General features: G+C 63.3%; 22 protein-coding genes. 13 read left to right on the forward strand and 9 right to left on the reverse strand.

Annotated elements, in window-relative coordinates:
- Positions 1-658: 658 nt before the first annotated feature.
- The 5 genes from IRI77_RS04275 to IRI77_RS04295 all read right to left on the reverse strand — a co-directional run bounded on the left by IRI77_RS04275 (position 659) and on the right by IRI77_RS04295 (position 6,365).
- Positions 659-1,042: a VOC family protein gene (locus IRI77_RS04275; protein WP_194450845.1), complete on the reverse strand. Its 384-nt coding sequence runs from the start codon at positions 1,040-1,042 to the stop codon at positions 659-661.
- A gap of 216 nt (positions 1,043-1,258) precedes the next feature.
- Entirely contained in the window at positions 1,259-3,208 is a 1,950-nt protein-coding gene (locus IRI77_RS04280; RefSeq protein WP_194450846.1) for a hypothetical protein, read from the reverse strand.
- Between the two features lie 238 nt (positions 3,209-3,446).
- Positions 3,447-3,659, reverse strand: a complete 213-nt coding sequence (locus tag IRI77_RS04285; RefSeq protein WP_194450847.1) for a hypothetical protein — start codon at positions 3,657-3,659, stop codon at positions 3,447-3,449.
- Positions 3,660-3,732: 73 nt separating this feature from the next.
- A complete protein-coding gene (locus tag IRI77_RS04290; RefSeq protein ID WP_194450848.1) occupies positions 3,733-5,961 on the reverse strand; it encodes an ArnT family glycosyltransferase in 2,229 nt (742 codons plus the stop codon).
- Positions 5,958-6,365: a hypothetical protein gene (locus IRI77_RS04295; protein ID WP_194450849.1), complete on the reverse strand. Its 408-nt coding sequence runs from the start codon at positions 6,363-6,365 to the stop codon at positions 5,958-5,960. The genes IRI77_RS04290 and IRI77_RS04295 overlap by 4 nt, the downstream gene beginning before the upstream one ends.
- A 553-nt stretch (positions 6,366-6,918) precedes the next feature.
- On the opposite strand from IRI77_RS04295, the gene IRI77_RS04300 reads away from it, so the two are divergent.
- The 11 genes from IRI77_RS04300 (at position 6,919) to IRI77_RS04350 (ending at position 17,671) form a co-directional block, all read left to right on the forward strand.
- Positions 6,919-7,584 carry a hypothetical protein gene (locus IRI77_RS04300; protein WP_194450850.1) on the forward strand — a complete coding sequence of 222 codons (666 nt, stop codon included), beginning with the start codon at positions 6,919-6,921 and terminating at the stop codon, positions 7,582-7,584.
- A gap of 375 nt (positions 7,585-7,959) precedes the next feature.
- Positions 7,960-9,261 carry a class II aldolase/adducin family protein gene (locus IRI77_RS04305; protein ID WP_194450851.1) on the forward strand — a complete coding sequence of 434 codons (1,302 nt, stop codon included), beginning with the start codon at positions 7,960-7,962 and terminating at the stop codon, positions 9,259-9,261.
- A 4-nt stretch (positions 9,262-9,265) separates the two neighbouring features.
- Positions 9,266-10,015: a (Fe-S)-binding protein gene (locus tag IRI77_RS04310; protein ID WP_194450852.1), complete on the forward strand. Its 750-nt coding sequence runs from the start codon at positions 9,266-9,268 to the stop codon at positions 10,013-10,015.
- Positions 10,012-11,376 (forward strand): lactate utilization protein B, encoded by a 1,365-nt coding sequence (locus tag IRI77_RS04315; protein WP_194450853.1) that lies wholly within the window; start codon positions 10,012-10,014, stop codon positions 11,374-11,376. The genes IRI77_RS04310 and IRI77_RS04315 overlap by 4 nt, the downstream gene beginning before the upstream one ends.
- Positions 11,376-11,972: a LutC/YkgG family protein gene (locus IRI77_RS04320; RefSeq protein WP_194450854.1), complete on the forward strand. Its 597-nt coding sequence runs from the start codon at positions 11,376-11,378 to the stop codon at positions 11,970-11,972. The genes IRI77_RS04315 and IRI77_RS04320 overlap by 1 nt, the downstream gene beginning before the upstream one ends.
- 136 nt (positions 11,973-12,108) lie before the next feature.
- Entirely contained in the window at positions 12,109-12,690 is a 582-nt protein-coding gene (locus tag IRI77_RS04325; protein ID WP_194450855.1) for a hypothetical protein, read from the forward strand.
- Positions 12,691-12,741: 51 nt separating this feature from the next.
- Complete coding sequence (locus IRI77_RS04330) at positions 12,742-14,079, forward strand: glycosyl hydrolase family 28 protein (protein WP_194450856.1); 1,338 nt, start codon at positions 12,742-12,744, stop codon at positions 14,077-14,079.
- Positions 14,080-14,100: 21 nt separating this feature from the next.
- Entirely contained in the window at positions 14,101-15,297 is a 1,197-nt protein-coding gene (locus IRI77_RS04335; protein WP_194450857.1) for a Gfo/Idh/MocA family protein, read from the forward strand.
- Positions 15,298-15,299: 2 nt separating this feature from the next.
- Positions 15,300-16,073: a cysteine hydrolase family protein gene (locus IRI77_RS04340; RefSeq protein WP_194450858.1), complete on the forward strand. Its 774-nt coding sequence runs from the start codon at positions 15,300-15,302 to the stop codon at positions 16,071-16,073.
- 28 nt (positions 16,074-16,101) lie between these two features.
- Entirely contained in the window at positions 16,102-17,220 is a 1,119-nt protein-coding gene (locus IRI77_RS04345; RefSeq protein ID WP_194450859.1) for a DUF362 domain-containing protein, read from the forward strand.
- 13 nt (positions 17,221-17,233) lie between these two features.
- On the forward strand, positions 17,234-17,671 hold the full coding sequence (locus tag IRI77_RS04350) for a RidA family protein (protein ID WP_194450860.1): 438 nt from the start codon (positions 17,234-17,236) through the stop codon (positions 17,669-17,671).
- Here the strand turns inward: IRI77_RS04350 and IRI77_RS04355 are convergent.
- The 4 genes from IRI77_RS04355 to IRI77_RS04370 all read right to left on the reverse strand — a co-directional run bounded on the left by IRI77_RS04355 (position 17,668) and on the right by IRI77_RS04370 (position 24,005).
- The gene (locus IRI77_RS04355) at positions 17,668-18,822 is read right to left on the reverse strand and encodes a selenocysteine synthase (RefSeq protein ID WP_228486594.1); all 1,155 of its coding nucleotides are present in this window, start codon (positions 18,820-18,822) and stop codon (positions 17,668-17,670) included. The two genes, IRI77_RS04350 and IRI77_RS04355, sit on opposite strands and share 4 nt — an antisense overlap.
- Before the next feature lie 91 nt (positions 18,823-18,913).
- Positions 18,914-21,568 (reverse strand): ABC transporter permease, encoded by a 2,655-nt coding sequence (locus tag IRI77_RS04360; RefSeq protein ID WP_194450862.1) that lies wholly within the window; start codon positions 21,566-21,568, stop codon positions 18,914-18,916.
- A 102-nt stretch (positions 21,569-21,670) separates the two neighbouring features.
- On the reverse strand, positions 21,671-23,074 hold the full coding sequence (gene uxaC, locus IRI77_RS04365) for a glucuronate isomerase (RefSeq protein ID WP_194450863.1): 1,404 nt from the start codon (positions 23,072-23,074) through the stop codon (positions 21,671-21,673).
- Positions 23,075-23,183: 109 nt separating this feature from the next.
- Positions 23,184-24,005, reverse strand: coding sequence for a hypothetical protein (locus tag IRI77_RS04370; RefSeq protein WP_194450864.1), 822 nt, complete (start codon positions 24,003-24,005; stop codon positions 23,184-23,186).
- A 140-nt stretch (positions 24,006-24,145) separates the two neighbouring features.
- On the opposite strand from IRI77_RS04370, the gene IRI77_RS04375 reads away from it, so the two are divergent.
- On the forward strand, positions 24,146-24,757 hold the full coding sequence (locus IRI77_RS04375) for a 3-keto-disaccharide hydrolase (protein WP_194450865.1): 612 nt from the start codon (positions 24,146-24,148) through the stop codon (positions 24,755-24,757).
- A gap of 101 nt (positions 24,758-24,858) precedes the next feature.
- Positions 24,859-26,139 carry a Gfo/Idh/MocA family protein gene (locus tag IRI77_RS04380; RefSeq protein ID WP_194450866.1) on the forward strand — a complete coding sequence of 427 codons (1,281 nt, stop codon included), beginning with the start codon at positions 24,859-24,861 and terminating at the stop codon, positions 26,137-26,139.
- Positions 26,140-26,188: the final 49 nt, after the last annotated feature.

Here is a 26,188-nt window from a genome sequence, read left to right on the forward strand (position 1 = left end):
AATTCCATGAATGCGTGGCCGCTTGGTCCATCGGCAACCCTGTTTCCAGCCAGTGATCTTTCATCGGGAGAAGGAGACAGAGCAAGGCGAGCGAATTATCGGACAAAGCCGCCGCGTCCTCCGAGGCCGCCAGGAGTTCACACCGCCAATCGCGACTGGCAAGGAGTCGCAGTATGGCCCCACGGGCCGCAAACGCGGAGGAAGCCGCTTTCGGAGCGCGACTGAAAGGAGCGGGGAAGCAATGGCAAGCCTCCAACCAACCAGCGAAAAGGGCCGTACCCCGAGTTGCGCGCCTTCAACGGAGCGGGCCACGGCCCCCCTTCGTCTTCAACCGAGTCTCAGAATGCCCCCCGGCCCGCCAAAGTGCAGGAAGCCGCATTGAGCCGCGACCGTGAGGGAGCGGAGGAGCCCCCGAACGCTCCCAATCAACCCCGCAGCGCGGCCCCTGTTGCGAACCGCGACTGGCAAGCAGAGGGCCACGGCCCCCCACGCATCTTCACCGGAGTCCCGCATGGCCCCCCGGCCCGCCAAAGCGGAGTAGCCGCGGATCCAGCCGAGACCGTGAGGGCACACACCTCAGAATCCAAACCCATAGCGCCCTTTCTACCAGCAGACCCTCGACAGCCTCGTCCTCCCCACCCATCCCGCCCCGCACTCCTCAGGGCTCCGTGCAAATCTCGATCTCGTGGCCCTCCGGATCCTGGACCTCAAAGAACTCAGCACCCCCGACGGCCTGAGTTGGGCCCATCGGCACGCCCCGTTCCTGCAGGAACCCGCGCGCTTTTCGGATGTGCGAGCAGAAGAGCAAAGCCCGTTCATCCTCAACTGAGCCGCCAAACGCGAGGACGTGCCTCCGATCCCGTATCAGAATCGTGGGGGCTTCATTCCCCGGCAAGCACAACACGATATCGGAGGCCAGCGAATCGTCCCAATCCTCCGGCACCGGGCATTCCTGACAGGCAAAGCTGGAAATCCACCAGCGTTTCTCTGCTTCAGGATCCGAGCAGCAGACACCCACGAATTCGGTCCAGAAAAGAGGCATAATCTCGGTTCGCGACAGCTCCCTCAATTCGCCATCATATCGAGGGTTCCAGCCCGCTTCCATCCAAAGGGCCATTGCTTCCGCTCGAAGGCCGCCCGCTGAGGCAAGCTGTCTGCGACAGAAGTCCCCCTGTGCGATTCCAGCGACGGCAGCCAAACCGCCAGGCGGAAATCCGGGACGCCGCGGCCTCCGGACCGCAATCCTGCCGCACGCGCATCATCGCGACGGCCAGTTGACGGACCGCCACTCACAGGCAACCGGATCTCGGAACGACGCACTGGAGTCGGGCAACAGCCGGAACCACTCGACATTCTCACGGGCAACACCCTCGAAGGCATCTTGGAGGGAGGCAAAGTCCGACACAAACGGGCTGAGCAGCAGGCCCGATTCCGCCGTCGCTGGCGTGACGTGCACGAGAAGGCGGCGGCCCGATGTGGTAGAGATTTCCATCAGGATGCGGGGCACACGGAAGACGGCTCTACGAAGCTCGCCAAGGTGAGTGCGCCGGAAGGAGAGCCCGGCGAGCATCATTCTTCCGGCCGGTGGCCGCGGAGCCGTGATGGTCTCTCCAAAACGAATCGTCTGGTGAGCGATGACCGCGGGGGCTGTGCCGGAGAAGATCCGGCTGTTTCTGCTTTGGCGCAGCAGCAGCCGCTGTTCCTGATTGTCGGCCGCGATGCTTCGATAATTCGCCAGTACCGTGAGCCAGGTAAGCGGCGTGTCAAACACCATCAGCCTCTCATCGACAACCGCATGTTTCACAAGCAGGAACTCCGGCCGTTGCGGGCTGGCAAAATGCGCGGCAACGAAGGCATCCAGCTCTTGGGTGTAGGCCGTAAATAGCTGCAGCGAGGGATTAGGTTTCCACGTGAGCCCGTTGGCTGGAATCACGCTAAGTTCCTCTGGCAGGGAATCGATCTCCTGACCATGAGCACGGACAAGCTCGATCCACGCGCGTGGCAACAGGGAGTGAGCGAGATTCTCTTCACTGACGCGGCGCAGCGACGCGCGAAACTCCGAAAGCCGGGTCACTTGACCAAGCCTCCTCATGCCTGCCACTCCAGAGAGATTCAGCAGGTACTGAGGGGCTGTGAGTTGGGGGATGCTCTGGAATCGGAGCTCGCACCCAATCGAGGACGGAATGCAAACAACCGCCGCAAGGATGGCAATCATTTTGTGGCGGGAGGATCTCGCCCAGTAGAGAAACGGAATCGCGCACGTCGTCGCGGCAAGTCCAAAGAAGGCCGACATGTGCCCATCCTGCCTCGAGAAGCCGTGCTTGAATGCCAGGAGCAAGGGCGCGGCGAAGAGGAGCAGGGCAGTGTCTTCGACACCCGCCAGATAGGCGAGGGCGGGGATCAGGACAAGAAGGCAAACACAAGCTGCTAGGGTCGCTTCGTCTGGTCCCGCCAGGCTCATGGCAACGCTGATCTCGGCACTGGAGGCGAATCCAAGTCGGACGGCTGTCAGGAGATTGGGCCAGCTGTGAAAATACCGTACGGACAGGACGGCCAGCGCGACAACATGTGCGAAAAAGGTGGAGAGGGCCAGCGGAAGATTGCCGCGGGCTCGCGAGGTCGTGCAGGTAATGCAAAAGAGAACAACCGCGGGGATGGACCAGAAAGCCACGCTCCATTTAAGGAACGGCAAAATGGCAAACAGAACACCGCCTGCGATTCCTAATCCTATCCTCTCTCTCATTCTCCCTCGATTGGAAAGACCTGCGGCAAAAAGGCAAATGGTCGCAACCAGGAGAAGCTGATACTCAGCCCAAAGCCCAGTGGATGCTCCGGCGAGAAACACAAAGGCAAAGAGGTACGACGGAGCACCGCCCATCTGCGCGCGAATGCGCCAAAGTGCGAGTCCTGCAATAACCTGTACAGTGATCCAGAACGCGAACGCGATCGGGACGTTGTCGGCTAGCTCTCCAGTTACGAGCAGGAAGCCGAGTGGGCCGTATGGATGAATAATGTCCCTGCCGTACTCAATAGGGCAGTGCGGCAGGTAGTTAATGGCCCATTGCCAAGATGGGTCAAGTCCAGGGGAGAAGGGAATATAGACGCCCGGAAGCGTCCCAATGAGGATGTAAGCGAAGAAGAGCGACGCGGTAATGTCGGATGCTAAAATGCATGTAGATCTACTTACTATTGAGCAGTTACTGGGCACTGAATGAAATTCTTCTTGTCTGTCGTCTTGTGCGCAGGGAAATAGCGCTGATTGTGTCGAGCGTGGCTGGCGCGTGCCTCAGGCCAGTAGTGCCTGGGGCTAATGCGAGGTCGGCCGGATTACAGTCGGAAGGCTGGCGATCAGGTGATCTCCAAGCAGGTCACCACAGACACACGAATCGTCGGCGTGATATAGGAAAGCAGCGGATGTCTGCGGGATCCGAGGCAAAAACTGGACACTAAATCAGTGCCGGAGCCCCGCCGTTGCAAACGCGGTAGACCTTGCCGTACGGGTCGGCATCCTGATTGCGGATCCGCCAGGCCGACGAGAAATAGACAGCCCTTCCATTTTGCGCAGACGCCTGTGCGCCTGCGGACTGAGGGGATTTCGGCATGCTCAGCTGCACCGCCGCCAGGAATGAAAACAAAAGCGGTAAAGAATAACTGCTCATTAGGCTCTCATTCCAAAGACCCCGGCGCTGGTCCCCCAACTACACCCGGCCCTCCTAAATGGGGGCCCATCCCTTAACGAGGAGGCTCTCCTGAAGGGTCAATGCGCAACAGGTGGTACCCGTCCAGCGCCGTCACGTGCGTCACGCCCCATGCTTCGGGATGATTGAGCACTTCGCTCCCGCCATAGTCTTCCTCTCTCAACAAAAGCCAATCCACCCCGCTCGCCCGGATCTCCCGCATCACCACACGGCGGTACTGCAATGGCAGCGGCACCACTCTGGATTCTTCCTGCGTGTAGACCTTCTGCCAATGCCCCGCCTGCTCGACCCATACCTCCAGGGGATGATTCTTCTGGGCTGCCCCCGCCGTGAGCTCCACGCCATCCAGATTCACCGCCTCGGGAAACTCCACCTCGACATAAAGACCGGGCTCCAGGTTCCGCCCCGATCTCCAACGAGAGGCCGCGCTGTTATCGAAGGCGAGCGGGAGTTCCCATCGATTGGCCGCTGCGTCCAGCCGCCATCGATCATTCCTCGGCAACTCCTTCTCGCCGTCAAACAGCCTCAGTTCGTTGATCTGCCAGTCGACCGGACCGGCCCCGCTGGCCACCACTCGTATCCCTCGAACCGGCACCCTCTCAAACTTCATGCGGCGGCGCCAGGTTGGCATTCGGTCCGCAAACAGAGCGGACGCCAGCATGTCGAACGTCCTGCTCCCCAGCGCCGAGGTGTACCCATCGACAATCTCCCGGTCGTGATACGCCTGTAGACCAAAGGATGTCGAAAACACACGCGCTCCGGGTGCCACGCGCCGGTTGAGTTCCAGCCCCATCCGGTAATCCCCCAGTCGCTTCGACAGATACTCACTCTCCGGCGTCAACCTCAGCGCCGCTCTCCAATCCACCGCACCGAGTTGCCATGCGTAGCGATGCGCGTACCGCTCGACAACCCCGGGCCACGACAACACGGCATGGGCCGCCACGACCGCCAGTCCCACGCCCGGAACGGACGTACACACCCACCCCAGCAGAAGAGACAGGAACGGCAGGCAGGGGAGCAGAAAGCGTGCGCCAATATTGGAGAAGTACGGCAGTCCGCAAGCCACGAACATCAGCAGCAACTGCCGCCCGGCGCGCCATCTCAGCCCCGCCAAGGCCAGTGGGGCTAGCAGGAACACCGGGCCCACCAGTCCCGACAGCCTGTATCCGCGCACGGTCGCTTCCAGCGGGATCTCTGGCCAGCTCACCCCATTCATGTGAGCCAGGTTGGACTGCCATTCTCTCTCCACTGATCCATAGAAATAGGGCGAAGGGAAGAACTGATTCAGGAATGGATACACCGGGTTGCCGGTGAAGATGGCGTTCTTGGCCAACCAGGGCAGAATCATCACCCCCGCCACAGCCGTGACGACTGCCAAGTCAGGCCAGGCTCTTCGCCTATTCCGAAAGTGCGTGTGGCACACGACGCCCAGCGCATACAGCACCACAGGCAGCGCGGTGTACTTGGTGGCACACGCAAAACCCGCCAGCATCGCGCCAATCCACAGCAGGCCTCTCTCCTGGCGCTTCACCCAGAGTTGTATCGCCGCAAAACTTCCAAAGATCGTCGCAGCCAGGGCGGCGTCAACATAGGCGGACGTCCCGTCCCTCCCCATTAACGGCGAGGCAAAGACCAGCAGCCCGCCCAGCACCCCCGCGGCGGGCCGGCCCTCCCGCTTCGCGTACGCAATCATGCCGAAAGGCAACACCAGCAGAAATAACAGATGCACTAGCGCAGCCGCGGAATGCCTTCCAAAGGCGTAGGCATACAGGAACAACATCTCCACCCCAAAAGGGAAGTTCGCATACATGTTGGTCCTGACCGCAGTGAAGCCGTGATTCTCGTAATACCGCCTGACAAAGCCCAAGTGATAAGCTGCTCCATCCGGGCTCATCTCCGGCAACAGCGCGGTGACGAAATAGTACACGCCGAATATCAGGTACACGCAGCAGAACGCAGCGGCCCAAACCCTGGGCAAGGGTGGAGAGTCGGTCTCTGGCGGAAGCCGGGATTCTCGCACCCGGTACCGCAGCACAATCGCACCAACGGCCAATCCGGCCAGCACCGGCCAGTAGACAACCTGCAGGCTGCAAGCCACAAAGAGCGTCAGGCTCAACAGCGCGGCGCCCACGAGAAACCCGAAGAACTTCCATTCCAACCCGGTCAGCCTGACCCGCAGTAGGATCAGTGTCAGCTCACCCAAGTTCAGGCAGACCAGCCCAGTGAGGCCTGCGCCGGTGACTACCTCCGCTAGTTCTCTCAACGCGAAGCCCGCCGAAAACCCACTGACTTCGCCAGCACACCCAACTTCATGCCATCGGTGGAAACCAACACTTTGTCGACGTCAAAGCCGGCCTTGGCCGGTTGGCGCGAAACCAAGGCCGTTCTTGGCACGGGGAATTCCAGCGTGTAGATCTTCGGCTCATCGAGTAATTTCGATCCGACAGTGACGCCATTCACTTGGAAGGTAAGTGTCTGGGGGCCCGTCTTCTTCATCACCTCGCCCACGGCAAGCACCTGCACGGCCAGCATCCACGGGCCATCATCCTCAAGCCAGCACTGGACACGCGGCTTCTGGTTGGTCCACCGATACTCGGAATCGGAGCCGCCGGGCAGAATGTCCGAAATTGCCTTCGCAGGCGACCCGTCCGACACGAGGATTGCCATGGGTGCTTCGGTCTGGACCTCTGCCCCAACAAGCAACGCTTTCTGCTTCGGCAGTCGAAAGTCCGGAAATCCCGCCCGCCCAATGTGTAAACAGACCGCCAATATGAGAACAAAGCTGGATATGACTGCCAGCGGCAGCGCATCCTGTCTGCTGCTACGCGTAAGCAGCGGCTGGGGGCAGGCCGCGGCATCGCTCTGTGAGAGCGGCCCATCTCGTAGTATTGAGTCACTCTTTGTAGGCAATCCGTTCCTAAGACTCACGGGGTGCCAGGATTGCTACGCTGCCGAGCAGTAAAAGCATTTTCAGCACGACAAGCCCGGCTCATCGCGAGACCAGTCCCGTCTTGGGGGGCATTGTTTCTGCAATCCGGAAAGCGAAGTCAGGTATTTCGGCGATAGGCTGGAACGCCGTCACAGGAATTGCAGAACTTTATTTCCTTTCATTGCAACACTTCGTTTGAAGAAAAGGCGAAGCGGTCTTGACCTCTCCAGCTAACCTGGAATCGCGCCGGCTTTCCTGCCGGCTTTTTGCTTTTCTAAGGAGACATTCATCATGGCTTCCGCCGCCCAGCTCACCGCCAACCAGGCCAACGCCCAACTGTCCACTGGACCCGTCACCGTCCAGGGCAAAGCCCGTTCCGCCCAGAACGCCCGCCGCCACGGCCTCACCGCGCGCTCACCCCACATCTCAGAAGACGACTGCGCCGAATTCGCCGCCCTCGAAGCTCGCCTTCTCCGCGAGACCCACCCCAAGTCCTGCCTCGAGGAAGAGGTTTTCCACCGCATCCTCGCCCACACCTGGAACCTCCGCCGCATCGAAACCTTCGAGTCCGCCATCCTCGCCGAAACGGACCCAATCGACTTCTCCGAGACCGACGCCGCTCGCCTGAACCACTTCGCCCGCTACCGGCGCGACCTCGAGCGTTCCCTCTATCGCGCCATGAACGAACTCCGCAAACTCCAGACCGAACGCGCGACACTGCAACTCCAGGGTCCCTTTGCCATCCATGCCGTCACCGAATCCACACCAATGGCTGAGGTGACGACCCTGCTGCCGCAACTCCGCGAGGTCTTCAGCGGATCCCATACTGACCAGGTCACGGCCCGCGTCCGCTTCACCTCCGGACCGAAGGATGCGATCCAGTTCAGCAAGTCCTGGACCGCCGCGTGGCTCAAGGTCGTCAGGGCCGGCAAACCTGCCGTGGAAGCCGCGGCCTGATTGCTCTCACCCCGTTCCACTCAGCCTGTCCATGTCCTCGCCCTTCATCGGGCGGCCAGATCCTTGATAACCTCACCGCCCAGTCTCCCTAGGGGGAGCGCTGGCCTCAGGCACCATGCCTGAAGTGTGTCCGCTCCCCTCTCTTGTCCCTCCCGTCCGCTCACTTACTGCCGGAGCCTCAGCGATGGGCTCTCCTGGCGAGCGGTGGCAAAGTCCCCTCGCAACCGCTCGACGAAACGAACCCGCTGCAAACCATCCGGCCCCTCTACACGGCACAATAGTGGATACGGTGCTCGACGCAGACATCTTCAATCCGGCCCGCCCCCGTCCGTTGGCCGCGCCCGGCGCCACCTGCGTTCCCACTGAGAGGACTCCATGAACCCCTACCTCCATCCCCGTGACGAAATCCTGCGCCTGATGGAGCGCATCTACCGCTACCGCATGACCACCACCTCCGGCGGTAACCTCTCGATCCGCGAACCCAACGGCGACGTCTGGATCACCCCCGCCCGTGTCGACAAAGGAGCCCTCCGCCGCGAGGACATCGTCCTCGTCCGCGCCGACGGATCCGTCGAAGGCACCCGCAAGCCCTCTTCCGAATTGCCGCTCCATCAGGCCATCTACGCGGCCCGGCCCGACGTCCGGGGCATTGTCCACGCCCACCCGGTCGCCCTCGTCGCCTTCAGCATGGTGCGCGCCGTCCCCGACACCCGCCTCTTCCACCAGTCCTGGCACGTCTGCGGAGCCGGCGGCTTCGCAGCCTACGAACTCCCCGGCAGCGCCGCCCTCGGCACTACCACCGCGGCCAGGTTCAAAAAGGGCTTCAACTGCGTCATCCTCGAGAACCACGGCATCGTCACCGCCGGACCCGACCTCCAGGAAGCCTTCCGCCGCTTCGAAACCTTCGAGTTCACCGGCAAAACCATCATCAAGGCCCACCTCCTCGGCCGCCCGGTTCACTACCTCACCGACGCTGAGCTTGCCCTCGCCCATCAGCGCGAGCCGCTCCCGGAACCCACCCTCCCGGCCACCGAAGCCGCCCTGCCCACCAGCGAAGAGAAGGAAGTCCGCCACCGCCTCTGCGAATTCGTCCGGCGCGCCTACCGCCAGCGCCTCTTCATCAGTACCCAGGGCAGCTACTCCGCCCGCGTGGACCCATCGTCTTTCCTCATCACGCCCTACCAGATCGATCGCGGAGTCATCCAGCCCGAAGACCTCGTTCTCGTCCGCGACGGCCAGGTCCCCGCCGGCTCCGAACCCAGCCGCGCCGCCGCCGCCCACCACGCCATCTATCAGGCTCACCCGCACATCGGCTCCATCATCAACGCTTATCCCGTCAACGCCACTGCCTTCAGCGTCACCGGAGCCATGGTCGACACCCGCACCATCCCCGAAAGCTATGTCGTCGTCCGCCGCCCCGCCATGGCGCCCTATGGCCTCCAGTTCGACGACCCCAAGGCGCTCGCCGCCATGCTCTCCCCCATGCAGCCCACCGTCATCCTCGAGAACGACGGTGTCCTCGTCACCGGCTCCGACGTCCTCGAAGTCTTCGACCGCCTCGAAGTCATCGAGTCCACCGCCGAGGCCTTCATCAACTCGCGGGCCGTCGGCGAGCTCTCGCCCATGTCCGATGAAGTCATCCGCGAACTCGACCGTGTCTTCCTTGGGATTAAATAGGATCATGCCGAAAGTTGGGCTCTTCATACCGTGCTATGTGGATCAGCTCTATCCACAAGTCGGTCTTTCTACCCTCCGCGTCCTGCGAGGCCTCGGCCTCGACATCGAGTTCCCTGAGGAACAAACCTGCTGCGGCCAGCCCATGGCCAACTCCGGTTGCGGCGAGGACGCCCGCCCGCTGGCCGAGAAGTTCCTGCGCATCTTCGCCCGCTACGACCACGTCGTGGCCCCCTCCGGCAGTTGCGTCTCCATGGTCCGCAACCACTATGAACAGTGGCTCGCCGGCAAACCCGGCTTCGAGCACCTGCGCGACAACACCTTCGAGCTCTGTGAGTACCTCGTCGACGTTGCCAAGGTCACCAGGGTGGACGGCGACTTCGCGCGCAAGGTCGGCCTCCACATGAGCTGCCACGGCCTCCGCGAGCTCCGCATGGCCAGCTCTTCCGAACGCATGGTTGCGCCCTTCAACAAGGTCAAAGTCCTCCTCGAGCAACTCCGCGGCATCCAGCTCGTTGACCTCAAACGTCCCGACGAATGCTGCGGCTTCGGCGGCACCTTCGCTGTCGCTGAAGAGGCCGTCTCCTGCCTCATGGGGCAAGACCGCATCCGCGACCACGAGCAGGCCGGAGCCGAGGTCATCGCCGGCTTCGACATGTCCTGCCTCATGCACCTCGAAGGGCTCCTCACCCGCGACAAAAAGCCCATGCAGGTCCTCCACGTCGCCCAGATCCTCGAACATGCGAGGCTGTCATGAAAGGCCACGCTGAGAGCGCCGCACCCTTCGTAGCCAACGAGCCCCGCGCCCACTGGCACGACGAGTCCCTCTGGTTTGTCCGCGTCAAACGCGACCGTCAGGCCGCCACCGTCCCCGAGTGGGAAGACCTGCGCTCCACCGCCTCCGCCATCAAGGCACACACTCTCTCCCGCCTGGCCGACTACCTGGAGGAGTTTGAGCGCAACGCCACCGCCAACGGCATCCACGTCCACTGGGCCCGCGATGGAGCCGAGCACAACGCCATCGTCCTCAAGATCCTCAACGACCACGGCGTCAAGCGCCTCGTGAAGTCGAAGTCGATGCTCACCGAGGAGTGCCACCTCAACCCTTACCTCGAAGCCCACGGCATCGAAGTCACCGACACGGACCTCGGCGAACGCATCGTCCAGATGCGCAAGGAACCGCCCAGCCACATCGTCCTGCCCGCCATCCACCTCAAGAAAGAAGACATCGGCGAGCTCTTCCACATCCAGCTCGGCACGGAGAAGGGCGCGTCCGATCCCAAGTACCTCACCGAAGCCGCCCGCGGCCACCTGCGTGAACGCTTCCTCGGAGCCCAGGCCGGCCTCACCGGAGTCAACTTCGCCATCGCCTCCACCGGCGGGGTCGTCGTCTGCACCAACGAGGGCAACGCCGATATGGGCACCAGCCTGCCGCCCATTCACATCGCCTCCATGGGGGTGGAGAAGATCGTCCCTCGTCCGCGGGACCTCGCCATCTTCCTGCGCCTCCTCGCCCGCAGCGCCACCGGCCAACCCGTCACCACCTACACCTCCCACTTCCACGGCCCGCTGCCCGGCGGCGAAATGCACGTCGTCATCGTCGACAACGGCCGGGCTCGCATCCTGGGCGAAGAGGCCTTCCGGCGCTCCCTCAGTTGCATCCGCTGCGGCGCCTGCATGAACACCTGCCCGGTCTACCGCCGCTCCGGAGGCTACAGCTACGGCTACACGGTGCCCGGCCCCATAGGCTCAATCCTGGGACCCCAACGGGATCCAGCCGCCTACGGCTCGCTGCCCTTTGCCTCCAGCCTCTGCGGCTCCTGTACCGACGTCTGCCCCGTCAAGATCGACCTCCATCACGAGCTGCTGGCCTTCCGCCAGGAATTGGCGAAGAAGGGGTACCTGCCCTGGCAGAAGCGCTTCTCGATGTGGGTCATGGGCCAGGTACTCGCCCGGAAGTGGGCCTTCCTCCTGGGCGGCCGCCTGATGCGAACCCTCATGCCCCTGTTGCCGAGAGCCCTGGTCTACGGCCCCTGGAACCCCTGGGGCAAGCAGCGCGAACTCCCCCCGATGCCCAGGGAATCCTTCCGCGATCTCCTGAAGAAGGAGCCCAGGTAATGGCCACGCCAACCACCAGCCGCGACACCATTCTGAAAGCCATGCGGGCCAATGCCCCCCAGCTCCGCCCCCTGCCGGACCCGCCCCAGGCCATCGTCTACCCGAACCCGCTGGAGCACTTCGCCGCCACCCTGGCCGGGGTAGGAGGCCGCTTCCTAAAAGCCACGGACGAAGCCGATCTCCAGCTCCAACTCGGCAGCCTGGAAGTCTTCCAGAGGGCTACACGGATCGCCTCCACGGTACCGTCCCTCCCGGGTAACGTCGATCTGGAAGCCCTGAAGAACCCCCACGAACTGGAAGGTATCGACCTGGCCATCCTGCCCGGAGACTTCGCGGTAGCCGAAAACGGAGCCGTCTGGGTCCCCGGGACGAACCTGGGTCCGCAACGGGCGATCTTCGTGATCGCCCAACACTTGGTCCTGGTCATCCAGGCGAGCACGGTAGTCCACAACATGCAGCAGGCCTACGAGAACCTGAACCTGCAGCGCCCCGGCTTCGGAGTCTTCATCTCCGGCCCCTCGAAGACCGCCGACATCGAGCAATCCCTCGTAATCGGAGCCCATGGCGCCCGGAGCTGCACCGTCATCGCGCTCTAGGGGACCAGTGCCAACAGAGCCATGAGCGTCACCGAGCGGATAGCCAACCGCAATTCCGCAGCCCTTTCCGCTCAAACCCTGGCTCCTATCCAACATCCATTCGCATTACCCGCCCGTACGTAAGAGAATAGAATCCATGAGGTGGTTTCTCTTTTTGGTCGCGCTGGCCTCGGCTTCAGCCCAGCGCAAGCCTGAGCCCGGTTGCCAGTGGGTCCAGTGGGAAAGCGAAGACCTGGGCCTGCGGATGTCCGTGCAGAAGTGCGAAGGCCGGGCAGCCCGCGAGTTCAAGGTCCTCAACAACAAGATCCGGATGGTCAACCCAGGCCAGGAAGCCGCCATGGGCAACGCCGTCATCGAGGTCTGGGAGAAGCCCCCGCGCCAGAGCGTCCAGGAAGCCATCAACCGCCGCTTCTATCCCAAGATGACCTCGCGCCAGCAGATGGGCTGTGTCGTCACCGATGCGGGCGAGAAGTTCCCCCTGGGCGACCCCAACAAGCAGGTCTTCCAGATCACGCCCAACGCCCTCTACAAGAGCGAGGCCGACAAGATCCGCGAATCGGAACCCGGCGCCGAGGTCTGCGGCCTTTACGGCGAACTCGACCAGAAGCAGTACTTCGAATACCATCCCACGGAGTCCAAGATCCGGTATCTCTTCATCCGGCTGGGCCTCGATACACCCATGTTCGACGAGCGCTCCATCGAACTTGCCGCCAAGTGAGGCCGCACTCAGGTCAGGCAGGTGGTAGAATCCTGCACGAGTGAGAAGTTAGTGAAGCCCCTCTGCATCAGCCTGCTCATCCCCGCCGCGCTCTTCGCCGGCGCCACGGTTTACAATCCCCCGCATGGGGTCGAACAAGATAAGGTCTTTCAGGTAAAAGTCGCCGGCCAGTCCTCGTTCGTCTACAGCCTGCCCGTCGGCGGCATGACCTACTTCTCCTACTCCTCCTTCGCTCGCCGGGCCGACATCGAGATCACCGTCGCCCGGCCCGTTGAGACCGTGGCGATCCGTCCCAAAAGTCTGAACATCCGCCCCGTCGTCACCGGCAACGTCATCACCTTCCGCCTCGACCGCACGGCCCAGCTCAGCATCGAGATCAATGGCGACACCAAGCACCCGCTCCTGCTCTTCGCCAACCCGCCTGAAAGCGCTCCGCCCAAACCCGGACCCACCGGAGTCCACTACTTCGCCGCCGGCACCGTCCACAACGTGGGCCGCATCACCGTCACCAGCGGCCAACTCGTCTACATCGCCGGAGGCGCCATCGTGCGCGGCTCCATCTTCATGGACCAGGCGAGAGACGTCCACATCTTCGGCCGCGGCATCCTCGATGGCAGCCTCTACAAGCGCGGCGAATCCCGCATGATCGAGATCAACCGCTCCAGCGACGTTGACATCGAAGGCATCATCGTCACCAACAGCAAGCACTGGACCATCCCCATCACCGCCTCCGACAAGGTCACCCTGCGCAACGTGAAGCTCGTCAGCGACAACGACTGGGACGACGGCGTCGATGTCGTCGGCAGCACCAACGTCACCGTCGATCAGTGCTTCATCCGCACCAAGGATGACTGCATCGCCATCAAGGCAGGAGTCGACTACTTCACCAAGTTCAACAACCAGCGCGACGTCAGCAACGTGATCGTCAAGCGCTCAGTCCTCTGGAACGGAGCCTGGGGCAACGGTCTCGAAATCGGTTTCGAAACGCGCGCCGCCAGCATCAGCGGCATCCGCTTCCTCGACAACGACCTGATTCACGTCGAAGGCCCCGAAGGCACGTTCACCATTCACAACGGCGATCGCGCCGTCGTCTCCGACGTCATCTACGACAACTGCCGAGTCGAGGACGCGCAAGGCCTGCTGGTCGACTTCAAGATCCTGAAATCGCGCTACAGCAAGGACGAGGAGCGCGGCCAGATCCGCAACATTCAGTTCCGCCACATCCGGGTCGATCACAAGGAAATCCCCTCGCTGCTGCAGGGCTTTGACGCCAAACACCAAATCGGTGGTGTAGTCTTTGAAGACGTGATTGTCGATGGCCGCAAGTGGACGTCCCTGGTCGATGCCGGGATAAAAGCCACGCACGCCGAGCAGATCACTTTTAAATAGGCAATCCGGAGGCGCAGCGCAATGCCACTGAATCGCAGAGTCTTTCTCATGGGAGCAGCGGCGGCCGCGCAGAGGCTGTACGCGGCGGATAAGATCTCGCTGGGCGTCATCGGTAGTGGCGGACGCGGCACCTTCGTCATGGGCGTCTTCCAGAAGGACCCATCGCTGCGGGTCGGCGCCGTCTGCGACGTCTACGAGCCCAACCTGGAACGCGCCCTCTCCGAGGCGGCCAAGGCCCAGGGCGGAGCCGCCCCCAAGGCCTACCGCAACTACCACCAGTTGCTCGACGACAAGTCCCTCGACGCCGTCCTCATCGCTACGCCCGAGCACTGGCATCACCGCATGGTCCTCGATGCCCTGGCCGCAGGCAAGGACGTCTACGTCGAGAAGCCCCTCTGCCACACACCCCAGCAGGGCGTCGAACTGGTGGAGGCCGAGAAGCGCTCGAAGAACATCATCCAGGTGGGCATGCAGCGCCGCAGCTACGACCTCTATCAGGAAGGCCGCCGCGTCGTCGCCGCAGGCACTTTGGGCGACGTCCGCATGGTCCGCTCCTGGTGGCTGAACACCCAACTGGGCGGCGAGAAGGTGGCTCAGTTGAAGGGACCGCTCGACTGGGATCAGTGGCTCGGCTCCGCCGCGAAGCGACCCCTGGATCCCGACATCTTCAGCCGCTGGCGCCTCTACGGCGAGTTCGCCGGTGGCATCGTGGCCGACCAGGGCGCACACGTCTTCGACGGCATCCACATGCTGATGGGCGCCGGAGCCCCGCTCGCTGTCACCGCTGCCGCCGGCCGTCCGCACGCGGCCAGCGGCGATACGCCGGAGTCCGTCGTCGTCACGGCCGAATACCCCGAGGACTTCATCGGCGTCTTCACGATCAACTACGCCGCGATGCGCTACAAGAGCCGCTACGACCAGATGAACCACCTCGACGGCGGCAAGGCGCGCATGGACATCGGCCGTGAGGATTTCCGCGTCTTCGCGCAGGGCGGGGAAGAGACCCCCATCCTCGAGAAGCGCTCCGAAAAGGGCTTCGGCTGGGCCACCGATCTCCACGTCAGGAACTTCCTCGACTGCGTCCGGACGCGCAAGGCCCCCGCCGCGCCCATGTGGCTCGGCTTCCAGGCGGCGCTCGTCGTCCAACTCGCCAACCTGTCCCTCAAGAACGGCCGCCGCATGAAGTGGAACCGCGCAACCAACCAGGTGGAGGTGTAACGATGCAACGCCGGACCCTCATCCTCTCGACCATCGGAGCGGCCCTGGCCGGCCAGTCCAAGCCCATGCTGAAACTCCGCAAACGCGACGAGGCCAAGGCCATCGAGTTCACTGAATCGCTGGACCCGCGGCACTCCGCCATCATCCTCTGCGACATGTGGGACAAGCATTGGTGCGAAGGCGCCAACGGCCGCGTCGCCCTGCTTGTCCAGCGCACAGGGCCTCTGCTGGAGAAGGCGCGGGCCAGCGGGATGCTCATCGTCCACGCTCCGTCCGACACGATGGACTTCTACCGGGACGCTCCCCAGCGCAAGGCCATGCAGGCGCTGCCCAAGGTCGATCCGCCCAAGCCGCTGGACCTCAGCTCACCCGCTCTGCCCATCGACGATACCGATGGTGGCTGCGACACCCCCGGCGACAAGCAGCACAAAGCCTGGTCGCGCCAGCACGCCGGCATCGTTATCGCGCCCAACGACCTCATCTCCGACCAGGGCGCCGAGGTCTACAACGCGCTGCGGGCGCGCGGCATCCAGCGCCTGTTCGTCATGGGCGTCCACACCAACATGTGCATCCTCAACCGCACCTTCGCCATCAAGCAGATGTCGAAGTGGGGTGTCCATTGTGTCCTGCTGCGCGACATGACCGACGCTATGTACGACCCGCGGGACCGTCCGTTCGTCAGCCATGTCCGCGGCACGGAACTCGTCATCGAGTACATCGAGCGTTACTGGTGCCCCAGCACCACGTCCACTGATCTCATGATCGCCCTGGGCTGAGCGTTATACTCTGACCCAGAGGGACTGCATGGATCGACGAATCAACCGTAGGGATTGGCTCGCCACCGCCGCGGGCGCCACCGTGGCCACTCTTGCCTTTGGAGCAAAGGTGGCCGCTGCCGCCGAACGAACGAAATGGGGCATGCCCGGGCTTTATCCCGGCCGTGTCATCGAAGTGAATCACCCCGGGTCGATCGTCTCCGGCCAGTATCAGCCGGCCGTCATCCGGGAGATGATGCAGCGCGGCATGAAGGACCTCACCGGCGCCGGAGGCTGGGGCGAGGCGTGGAAGCAGTTCGTCGAGCCCGGTGACGTCGTGGGCATCAAGCTGAATCCCGTCGGACGGCCGCACTGCATGTCGGACGCCAGCGTCCTGCACCAGATCGTCGATGGCCTGAAGGCCGCCGGCATCAAGGCCCAGGATATCGTCGTCTACGACCGCTACCGCTCAGAGTTCCTCGAGGCCGGCTTCGACAAGTGGCTGCCCGAGGGGGTTCGCTGGACCACCGCTGTGGACGGCGGCGACGGCGTGCAGCAGGACATCAAAGGCTATGATCCGGATCACTACATGGACATGGCGCTCGTGTTGCCGGGCCAGGATATCTCGAACGAAACCGCCCGCCGCTCCTACGCCGCCCTGTACATCACGAAGCAGGTCAACAAGCTCATCAACGTCTGCCTGATCAAGGATCACCAGTCCGCCGGTGTCACCGTGGCGCTCAAGAACCTCTCCCACGGGCTCGTCAACAACGTGGCGCGCAGCCACGCCACCAAGTCACTGAACGCCTGCGGCGCCTTCATCCCCGCGTCCGTCTCGATCCCCATGATCCGGAACAAGGCGGTGCTCCACATCTGCGACGGCATCAAGGGCGTCTATCACGGCGGACCGTTCGCCCGGCCTGAGTTCGTGTGGGAGCATAAGTCGATGTACTTCTCCACCGACCCCGTCTCGCTCGACCACATCGGCTGGGAGGTCATCGACGCCCAGCGCGCCAAGGTGGGTAAGAAGCCGTTGGCCGACGACCTGCCCGACAAGTTCAGCACCTTCGTCCGCAAGCAGCCCGAGCACGTCGAGATTTGCGGGGCGATGGGGCTCGGTGTGTGGGAGCGCGGCAAAATAGACTTGCGCAAGGTGACCCTGGGCTGATACAAGTCAGCGCATGGCCAATTCTCGCCGGAAGTTCATAGCCGGTGGCGCCGCACTTGCTGTGCCCGCCGCCGCTGCCGCACAAGACAAAGTGACGAAGAAGGTCCACTACAGGGGTGAAAAGCCAAAGAAACAGCCGCTGTTCTCCGGCGCCGTGTCCCTGGGCAACCTGCTGTTCATCGCCGGCAAGGGCGCGCATGTGCCTGGCGACATCAAGGTTCACACCAAGATTGTGCTGGACGAGATCGAGGCTGAGTTGACGAACGCCGGCTCCTCCATGGAGAAGGTCCTGAAGTGCAACGTGTACATCAAGACGATGGCCGACTACGCCGGCATGAACGAGACCTTCCTCGGCCGCTTCGGGATGGAGCCGCCCGTACGCACCACCATCGCGGCCGCCGACATCCCCGGCAACTCGCTGGTCGAGATTGACGTGATCGCCTATATCTAGGCGCTGGCTTGCTTCAGGATCTCGGCGACGCGGCGGGCCACCACCTCCGCGTCGCCCGGCTGCATCATCCAGACCGTGAAGACGAGCATCTCCTTATTCGTCATGGGACACGCCTCAATCGACGGCGAACCCTCGCGCAGCGCCTTCAGCACATCTGGAGGGGCGATCCGGATCGCACCCTGATCCCATTTGATCTTCAGGTGCGGGGTGTGGTTTGCGATCGGCGGCACCTCCACTGAACACGACACCGTCTTGTACTTCTCGGCGGCCTTCTGGATCGTTGCGACGCGCTTGTCCCACTCACGCCCTTCGGCTTCGTGATCGCGCTGCATGAACGCTTCCAGCGCGACCAGCATCCCCACCATCTCTTCCTTGTTCACCTTCATGCCGCGTGAGATCGTGTCGCTGTTCGGCGAGGTGTTCATGCGTGCAGCTTCGATCAGGTCCTTGCGGCCCAGCAGCAGGCCCGCGCTCTGCGGTCCGCAGATACCCTTGCCTCCAGAGAACGTGACCAGGTCGAAGCCCAGCTTCGTGTACTTTTTCAGATTGCTGACCGGGGGCACGTCCGCGGAAGCGTCGTTGAATGTGGGGATGTTGAGCTTCTTGCCCAGCCGCGCCCACTCGTCGGCGTTGATGCGCCCCCGGGGTTCGGCATCGTTGAAGAACAGCATCATCGCCGACTGCGGCCCGGCGGCTTTCTCCAGTTCCTCCGCCGTCTCGATCTCCACCAGCTTCACGCCACAGGCCCGCACGGCGTGGTCGTAGCCGTAGCGGTGGCTCTTCTGCACCAGGACTTCGCCCGGCATTCCGGTCACGTCCGGCAGGCGCTGGATCCTGGCGCGGTCTTTGCCGGTGAGGCAAGCGGCGGTGCCGATGGTCAGGGCGCAGGCGGCGCCGGAGGTCACCATGGCCGACTCGCACTCCAGCAGGGTGGCGATGCGCTTGCCCACGGCGTCCTGCAGGTCGATCAGGTTCACATACTGGCGCGAGGCGGTGCGCATGGCGTCCATCACCTCGGGCGGCATCAGGGATGCCGTCAGGGCCGTGTAGGTGCCCGCTGCATTGATGAAGGTGCGAACACCCAACTCGGCGATCACGTCGCGCTTCTTCGTCGCGGCCCTCAGGCCCGGCGCGAAAGGCAGGCTGCTCATGAATCCAAGAAACGGTCGTCGGCCGAACATCTGTTCACCTCCCCGATCCGTTCCATACTGCCACCTTCCGAGGCTCGTGCCAAGCAGGCGGCTACTCCTGGCGCAGGGCTTCCATCGGATCGAGCCGGGCGGCGCGGCGCGCCGGTCCGTAGGCGGCCAGCAGCGCCACGGCCGCGATGGCCAGCATGCCCAGACCGAGGGTTGTGCCGGTGCTGCCCGCCACATCTGTCAGCAGCTTCACGGCCAGTTGTTTGCCCCACAGCACCGCGGGAACGCCCACCACGATGCCGGCAGCGACAATCGTGGACGCCTCCAGCAGGATGGTCCGCGATATCGAGGCGGGCGTCGCGCCGAGCGTGATGCGGATCCCGATCTCGTTGGTACGCCGTGTGACGGTGTAAGCCAGTTGGCCCCACAGCCCGATGCCCGCCAGCAGACCGGCCAACAGCGCGAAGAAACCGGACAAGGCCGCCATCATGCGTTCCGGCACGATGGACGAGTCGATCTGTTCGTTGAGGGTCGTGATCTTATCCGTCGTGATGGTGGGCGCCACGCCGCGCACGATGCGCCGGACGTCGCCGGCCACGCTGCCCGGATCCACCCCGGTGCGCAGAACGAACGTGCCCGCGATGACACTGCCGTCCCGGAAGGCCGGCAGGTAGATCGTCCGCCGCCGCTCCTCCCGGATCTCCATGTAGTTCGAGTCCGAGACGACGCCGATGATCTCGTAGGTGGCCGGCTCGCGGGTCATTGTCACATGGTCCAGGGTGACGTGTTTGCCAATGGGATCGCCCTTCGGGAAGTAGCGCCGGGCCAGCGTCTGGTTGAGGATGGCGACGTGCGGTTGAGCCTGGTCCTGGAAGGAGAATTCCCGCCCGGCCAGCAGCTGGATGCCCAGGGTTTCAAAGCAGCGGGGCGCGGCCCAGGCGATGGAGATCCAGCGCTTGTCCTCCTGCCGCTCCGGGAATCCTTCGAAGTTGCCGAAGCCCGACGCGCCGGCGCCCTGCAGCGGGCTGGGCCCAACGATCGAAGCTGAGCGCACGCCCGGGATAGTGTTCATCCGATCGAACAGCTCGCGATACACGGTGGCGCGCTGCTGCGGTTTGTAGCCCGAGCGCGACGGGTCCAGCGACACCAATAAAACGTTGTCGCGGCGGAAGCCGAGGTCCGCGCTCTTGAGCTTTGCCAGATGGGCGACGAAGAGGGCTCCGGTGCTGAGCAGGAACATGGACAGCGCCACCTGCGCGGCCACCAGAGCCCGGCCGAAGACGCGGTGGAAGCGTTTGCCCGAAGCCCGGCCGGATTGGCGCAGGGCGTCCGCCGGCTCGTTGCGGATGGCGCTGAGGGCCGGAGCGAGTCCGAACAGCAGGCCGCAGCAGACGGCCACGGCAACACAGAAGATCAGCAGCGAGGCGTCGGTCTGCACCAGCAGGTGGATGCGCTCGTGCGGGCGTCCGCTATCCATGATCCGCAGCAACAGTTTGGTCCCGAGGTAGGCGATGGCGAGCCCGCCGAGCGTTCCGCAGAGGGAGAGCACCAGCGACTCGGTGAGCACCTGGCGCATCAGCCGGCCTGAGCTCGCGCCCAGGCCCAGCCGTAGAGCCATCTCCCGTGCCCGGGAAGTTCCGCGCGCCAGCAGCAGCCCGCCCACGTTCACACAAGCCAGCAACAGCAGTAAGCCGACGATTGCCATCAGGACCACAAGCTTCTGGCCAACCTTGTCGCGTACCCCGCTCAGTCCGGCCCTGGCCGGCTCCATTTCGAAGCGGAGCTGGCGGACCTGCGGATCCGGGCTGCTGCGCGTGCTCTCGGCGGCTACGCGCTCTTCGACCGTGAAGCGGAAGAGCAGCGTCATCTCGGCGCGAGCCTGCTCCAGGGTGACGCCGGGCTTCAGGCGGGCAATCAGATGGAGGCTGCCTTTGGCGTCCGACGGCAGCCAGAGCGTGGTTTGGGCATTGGCTCGCACCCCGCTGAATTGCGGAGGCGCGACGCCGACGATGGTGGCCGGCTTGTCGTTGACGGTGATGCGCCGGCCCAGAACGCCCGGATCGCGCTGGAAGCGTGTTGTCCACAGATCCCAACTGATGAGGGCCACCGCGCCGTCCTGCTTCTGGAGGAGATCCGCGCCGGTGATGGCGCGGCCCAGCACCGGCCGCACGCCCAGCGTCTGGAAGTAGTTGCCGGCCACGAACTCGGCGACGCAGGTGAGGTCGTCCGTATTGCCCGTGTTGAGCCGGGCGGCGTTGTCGATGCCTAGGCCGGTGACCGCCGAGAAGACGTGGTTGTTGTCGCGGTAGTACTCGTAGCTGCGCGACGACCAGTAGCCGTTGGCGCGCGGGTCGGTCGGGTACTTCTGCATCAGTTCGACCAGTTGCTCCGGCTGCTGGACCGGCAGGGCGCGCAGCAGGATGGAGTACACGAGGCTGAAGATGGCCGTGTTCGCGCCGATGCCCAGCGCGAGGGATGCGATGATGACCGCGCTGATGCCGGGGCTGCGGCGCATGCCGCGCAGGGCGTAGCGGACATCCTGCAGGATGTCCTCCAGCCAGCGCCAGCCCCACATGTCGCGGGTCACTTCGCGGACCAGGGCCTCGTTGCCGAACTCGCGGCGGACGGCCAGCTCGGCCTCGCGCGGATCTTCCCCGCGCTCAATGCGTTCGCGGACGGCCATGGCAAAGTGAGCCCGGATCTCCTCGTCGAGCTCTTGCTCCTGGCGTTTGCGTTGGAAGAGCTGCCAGAGGTTCATGGGCGGCTCCAAAGGTAGCGGAGGATATTGGGCCACATGGCTGTAGACAGTCTACTGCCGAGCATGTAGGTTGTCTACAGCCTTTCTTGTAACAAACTCGGCTTAGAGGGCGAGGCCGAAGAAGTCGCGGGCGTTGGCGAAGCAGATGTTGCGCGCCATGCCGCCCACGAGTTCGAAGCTGTCCGGCAGGAGACCTTTCTCCATATCATCGCCCAGCAGGTTGCAGAGCGTGCGGCGGAAGTACTCGTGCCGCGGGTAGGACATGAAGCTGCGGGAATCTGTCAGCATGCCGACAAAGCGCGAGAGCAGGCCGCAGTTGGAGAGCGCGTTCATCTGCCACTCCATGGCTTCCTTCTGGTCGAGGAACCACCAGCCGCTGCCGAACTGGATCTTGCCCGCGACGGAGCCGTCCTGGAAGTTGCCGATCATGGTGGCGAACGCGTAGTTCCACGACGGGTTGAGGTTGTAGAGGATCGTCCTGGGGAGCGCGTTTTCCTGGTCGAGAGTGTCGAGGTACTTGCCCAGGGCATCCATCTGCGGCCAGTCGCCGATGGAGTCGAAACCGGTATCGGGGCCGAGTTTCTCGAGCAGCCGCGTGTTGTTGCTGCGGCGGGCCATGAGGTGGAGCTGCTTGGTCCAGCCTTTTTCGGCGTCGAGCCGGCCGAAGAAGAGCATCAGGAACGACGCCCACTTCGCCTGGTCTTCGGCGGAGGCGGCGACACAGGCGCGGGCATGGTGGAAGATCTCGGCGGCTTCGGCCTGGCTGCAGGGCTCGGCGAAAGCGGCGTTGATGCCGTGGTCGCTGAGGCGGCCGCCCATGGAGTGGAAGAAGTCGTGGCGCTGTTTCAGGGCGTCCAGGAAGGAGGGCAGGCCGGTGATGTCGATATTGGCAGCCTGCGACAGGCGGCCCAGCCATTCGTTGAACTGCGTGGGCTGGTGGACATTCATCGCCTTGTCGGGGCGGAAGGTGGGGTAGACCTTGGTGGCGAGACCCGAGGCGGCGATCGCCTGGTGATCGGCCAGGTCGTCGGTGGGGTCATCGGTGGTGCAGACGGCCTTCACCTGGAAGCGATCGAGGATGCCCCAGGCGCGCAGACCATCCGTGGCGAGTTGTTCGTTGGCGCGTGCCCAGACGCTCTCCGCGTTGGAGGAATCAAGCAGTTCGTCGATGCCGAAGTAGCGCTTCAGCTCAAGGTGGGTCCAATGATAGAGCGGGTTGCGGAGGGTGTCCGGGACGGTCTTTGCCCAGGCGAGGAACTTGTCCTTTGGGGAGGCGGCTCCGGTGACGAGCTCCTCATTCACGCCGTTGGCCCGCATGGCGCGCCATTTGTAGTGATCGCCTTCCAGCCAGATCTCGAACAGGTTGGCGAACTGGCGGTTTTGGGCCACATCGCGGGGCGGCAGGTGGCAATGGTAGTCGAGGATGGGCTGATCCTGAGCGTACTCGTGGTACAGCTTGCGCGCGGAGGGAGAGGAGAGCAGGAAATCTTCGTGGATGAACGGCATGAAACCACCCGCCTTGTCGGGTCATCCGCAATTCTATCGCCTTACAGACATGTCAGTAAATGGCGAGCTGGTGCGGCGGCCCGGCGAGGCGGGTGTTGAAACGAACCGGCTATTGCCGGCGGACGTTGGCGTTGCCCGCGGTGCCCTTGCTGAAATCGGCGTCGCAGGAGTAGTTGAAGGTGTCGGTGCGGTTGTTGCGGCCGCGGGCATCGAGAGTGCCAGTGATGCGATCGCGACGGCCTGGATTGTCGTCGGTGTTGGTGCTGCGGAAACGGATGTTGGAGTAGCCCTGCTGTTGAGAGTCGGCGCGCAGGGCGTCCTGGCAGGCGCGGATGGAATCGTTCACCCGGCCGCGATTCCCGGAGTTGCCACCGTTGCCCCAGCCGTTCCCATTGCCTCCGCCGTTGCCCCAGCCGCTGCCATTGCCGCCGTTGCCGCCGTTGCCCCAGCCGCTGCCGTTGCCACCGTTGCCCCAGCCACTGCCGCCACCATTGCCCCAGTTGCCGCCGCCGGCGTTGCCGCTGCCGCCGCGCCATTCGAGATCGAAGGTGTAGCCTTCGCTACCGCCCTTGTTGTCTTCGATGCGAACCACGGCCACGCCGCGATTGTTGCGGGGATCCTGAATCAGTTCGACGCGGCCACGGCCGTCGATACCTTTGAAGCGGAAGTCCGACATATTGAGGGGCATGGTGCCGTCGCACTGGAAGCGGCGCCATTGCGAGGGCTGGCCGGTGAGGGTCCGGATGCGCCCCTGCGTGCCGCGAATCTCAACTTCCGCGATCGCGTCGATGACGACCTCGATCGTACACTTACCCGATTCCACATTCGAGCCGTTGACCGTTGCCTGGTAGGTGGCGACCGACTGCGCCTGTGCGGAAAGGCCCATCGCCAAGCATGACAAAGCGGCCATCTGCAAATTCATTCTGATCATCGAAGTCCTCCTGCTGAATGGGATAAACCCAGCGTTACTGCATGCTGCCGTTCGAGCGCGGCCTGCAAATCCCTCATACGATTCTACCCGCACACTTTCACCTGGAGAAAGCGGGCTGTTCGCCCGTGTACACTTTGGGAATGCTCGTTCTGTTCCTTCTGCTGCTGCAGCCAGCCGCACCGTGGGTTTCGTTGTTCGACGGCCGCACTCCGGCGGGTTGGCTGGAGGTCACGGGGCAGCCGTTTCCGGCGAAGTCGTGGGCGGTGGAAGATGGTTGCCTGAAGGCCCGCGTGGTGGATGGCGGGTTTCAGGACATCCGCAGTGAAGCCACATTCCGGTCGTTCGAACTGGAGTTCGAATGGAAGATCGAACCCGGCGGCAACTCGGGCGTGAAGTACCTGATTGAGAAGGTCGATACCTGGAAGGCTCCGAAGGGGGAAGGGAACAATGCGCGGGGGCGCGGTCCCGAGTACCAGTTGATTGATGACGACGCGAACGCCGATTCGAAGGGCCATCCCGAGAAGCAGACCGCCTCGCTGTATGGGAAGATCGCCCCAGCCACGCATGCGGCGAAGCCGCCCGGCGAGTTCAACCTGTCACGCATTGTCGTGCACGGCGGACACGTGGAGCACTGGCTCAATGGGGTGAAAGAGCTCGAGTACGAGGCGCCGGTGAAGGAGAGCCCCATCGTGCTGCAAAACCACCATTCAGTGGTGTGGTTCCGGAGTGTCAGAATCCGCCGGCTCGACTAGATCAAAAGGTAACCTCCCGCACCTCGCGTTCGCCCCCATTGTGATAGAACTTAGTGGTATTTCAGTTCTCTCCCCTCGACCGTCTGAATTAGGAGTTCGTCATGAGTACACGTAGAACCTTTGTCGCCGGCGCAGGCGGCGTGGTTGTCTCCCACCTTGCAGCGAAGCAGGCCATGGCTGCCAACGATAAGCTTCGCATTGCCGTCATCGGCACCAACGGCCGCGGCAAGGATCATATTCAAGGCATCATGCAGCAGCCGGACGCCGAGGTTGTGACACTGTGCGACGTCGACCTGAAGGTCGGCAATGCGCGCGCCGAGGCGTTCGAAAAGAAGTACGGCAAGAAGCCGCAAGTGGTGCAGGACATGCGCCGCGTGTTCGATGACAAGAACATCGACGCGGTGACCATCGCCACGCCGAATCACTGGCATTCGCTGGCCGCTATCTGGGCCTGCCAGGCCGGCAAGGACGTGTACGTCGAGAAGCCCGGCTCGCACAACATCTATGAAGGCCGGAAGCTGGTGGAAGCCGCCCACAAGTACAAGCGGATCGTGCAGCACGGTGTGCAGCTACGCTCATCGACGGCCGTCCGCGAGGCGGTGGAGCACCTGCAAAAGGGTGTGATCGGCAATGTATACATGTCGCGCGGCCTGGTGTTCCGGTGGCGTCCATCGATCGGGAAACAGGGCGTGGTGCCGGTGCCGGAAGGGCTCGATTACGATATGTGGACAGGTCCGGCGGAGAAGGAGCCCTTCAGTCGCCGCATCGTTCACTACAACTGGCACTGGACCTGGAACTACGGCAACGGCGACGTGGGCAACCAGGGGATTCACGAGACCGACCTCTGCATGTGGGGTCTGGGCGTGAAGGGCTTCCCGTCGAAGATCACGGCCATGGGCGGCAAGTTCCTGTTTGACGACGACAAGATCACGCCGGAAGTGCTGACGACGCTCTACCACTACCCGGGTGAGAAGAAGCTGATCCAGTTTGAAGTGCGGCCGTGGTGCACAAACAGCGAAGACGGCGCGTCGGTGGGCAACATCTTCTATGGTTCCGAAGGCTACATGGTGATCAAGGGCTACGACACCTACGAGACCTATCTGGGCCAAAAGAAGGAGAAGGGTCCGTCGGGCAAGGCCGGCGGCGACCACTACGCCAACTGGATCAAGGCGATCCGCAGCCGCAAGACGGAAGACCAGCATGGTCCGGTGGAGACGGCGCACCTGGCCAGCGGGTTGGCGCACCTGGGCAATATCTCCTATCGCCTGGGCCGGGTTCTGAACTTCGATCCGGCGAAGGAGAAGTTCGTGAACGACAAGGAAGCCGACACGCACCTGACGCGCAACTACCGCAAGGGTTTTGAAGTTCCGGCCAAGGTCTGAGTTCGATCCTATCTTTCAGAAACGCTCCGCTTCTCCGCCGCGTCAATCG

Source organism: Paludibaculum fermentans (genome assembly GCF_015277775.1).
Lineage (GTDB): Bacteria > Acidobacteriota > Terriglobia > Bryobacterales > Bryobacteraceae > Paludibaculum > Paludibaculum fermentans.

What these genes read in the sequence shown, in the direction of transcription:
- IRI77_RS04275 (WP_194450845.1), bottom strand. Translation starts at nt 1,042, where the DNA reads ATGCCTCTTTTCTGGACCGAATTCGTGGGTGTCTGCTGCTCGGATCCT.
- IRI77_RS04285 (WP_194450847.1), bottom strand. Translation starts at nt 3,659, where the DNA reads ATGAGCAGTTATTCTTTACCGCTTTTGTTTTCATTCCTGGCGGCGGTG.
- IRI77_RS04295 (WP_194450849.1), bottom strand. Translation starts at nt 6,365, where the DNA reads ATGGCAATCCTCGTGTCGGACGGGTCGCCTGCGAAGGCAATTTCGGAC.
- IRI77_RS04300 (WP_194450850.1), top strand. Translation starts at nt 6,919, where the DNA reads ATGGCTTCCGCCGCCCAGCTCACCGCCAACCAGGCCAACGCCCAACTG.
- IRI77_RS04305 (WP_194450851.1), top strand. Translation starts at nt 7,960, where the DNA reads ATGAACCCCTACCTCCATCCCCGTGACGAAATCCTGCGCCTGATGGAG.
- IRI77_RS04310 (WP_194450852.1), top strand. Translation starts at nt 9,266, where the DNA reads ATGCCGAAAGTTGGGCTCTTCATACCGTGCTATGTGGATCAGCTCTAT.
- IRI77_RS04315 (WP_194450853.1), top strand. Translation starts at nt 10,012, where the DNA reads ATGAAAGGCCACGCTGAGAGCGCCGCACCCTTCGTAGCCAACGAGCCC.
- IRI77_RS04320 (WP_194450854.1), top strand. Translation starts at nt 11,376, where the DNA reads ATGGCCACGCCAACCACCAGCCGCGACACCATTCTGAAAGCCATGCGG.
- IRI77_RS04325 (WP_194450855.1), top strand. Translation starts at nt 12,109, where the DNA reads ATGAGGTGGTTTCTCTTTTTGGTCGCGCTGGCCTCGGCTTCAGCCCAG.
- IRI77_RS04335 (WP_194450857.1), top strand. Translation starts at nt 14,101, where the DNA reads ATGCCACTGAATCGCAGAGTCTTTCTCATGGGAGCAGCGGCGGCCGCG.
- IRI77_RS04340 (WP_194450858.1), top strand. Translation starts at nt 15,300, where the DNA reads ATGCAACGCCGGACCCTCATCCTCTCGACCATCGGAGCGGCCCTGGCC.
- IRI77_RS04345 (WP_194450859.1), top strand. Translation starts at nt 16,102, where the DNA reads ATGGATCGACGAATCAACCGTAGGGATTGGCTCGCCACCGCCGCGGGC.
- IRI77_RS04350 (WP_194450860.1), top strand. Translation starts at nt 17,234, where the DNA reads ATGGCCAATTCTCGCCGGAAGTTCATAGCCGGTGGCGCCGCACTTGCT.
- IRI77_RS04355 (WP_228486594.1), bottom strand. Translation starts at nt 18,822, where the DNA reads ATGAGCAGCCTGCCTTTCGCGCCGGGCCTGAGGGCCGCGACGAAGAAG.
- IRI77_RS04360 (WP_194450862.1), bottom strand. Translation starts at nt 21,568, where the DNA reads ATGAACCTCTGGCAGCTCTTCCAACGCAAACGCCAGGAGCAAGAGCTC.
- uxaC (WP_194450863.1), bottom strand. Translation starts at nt 23,074, where the DNA reads ATGCCGTTCATCCACGAAGATTTCCTGCTCTCCTCTCCCTCCGCGCGC.
- IRI77_RS04370 (WP_194450864.1), bottom strand. Translation starts at nt 24,005, where the DNA reads ATGATCAGAATGAATTTGCAGATGGCCGCTTTGTCATGCTTGGCGATG.
- IRI77_RS04375 (WP_194450865.1), top strand. Translation starts at nt 24,146, where the DNA reads ATGCTCGTTCTGTTCCTTCTGCTGCTGCAGCCAGCCGCACCGTGGGTT.
- IRI77_RS04380 (WP_194450866.1), top strand. Translation starts at nt 24,859, where the DNA reads ATGAGTACACGTAGAACCTTTGTCGCCGGCGCAGGCGGCGTGGTTGTC.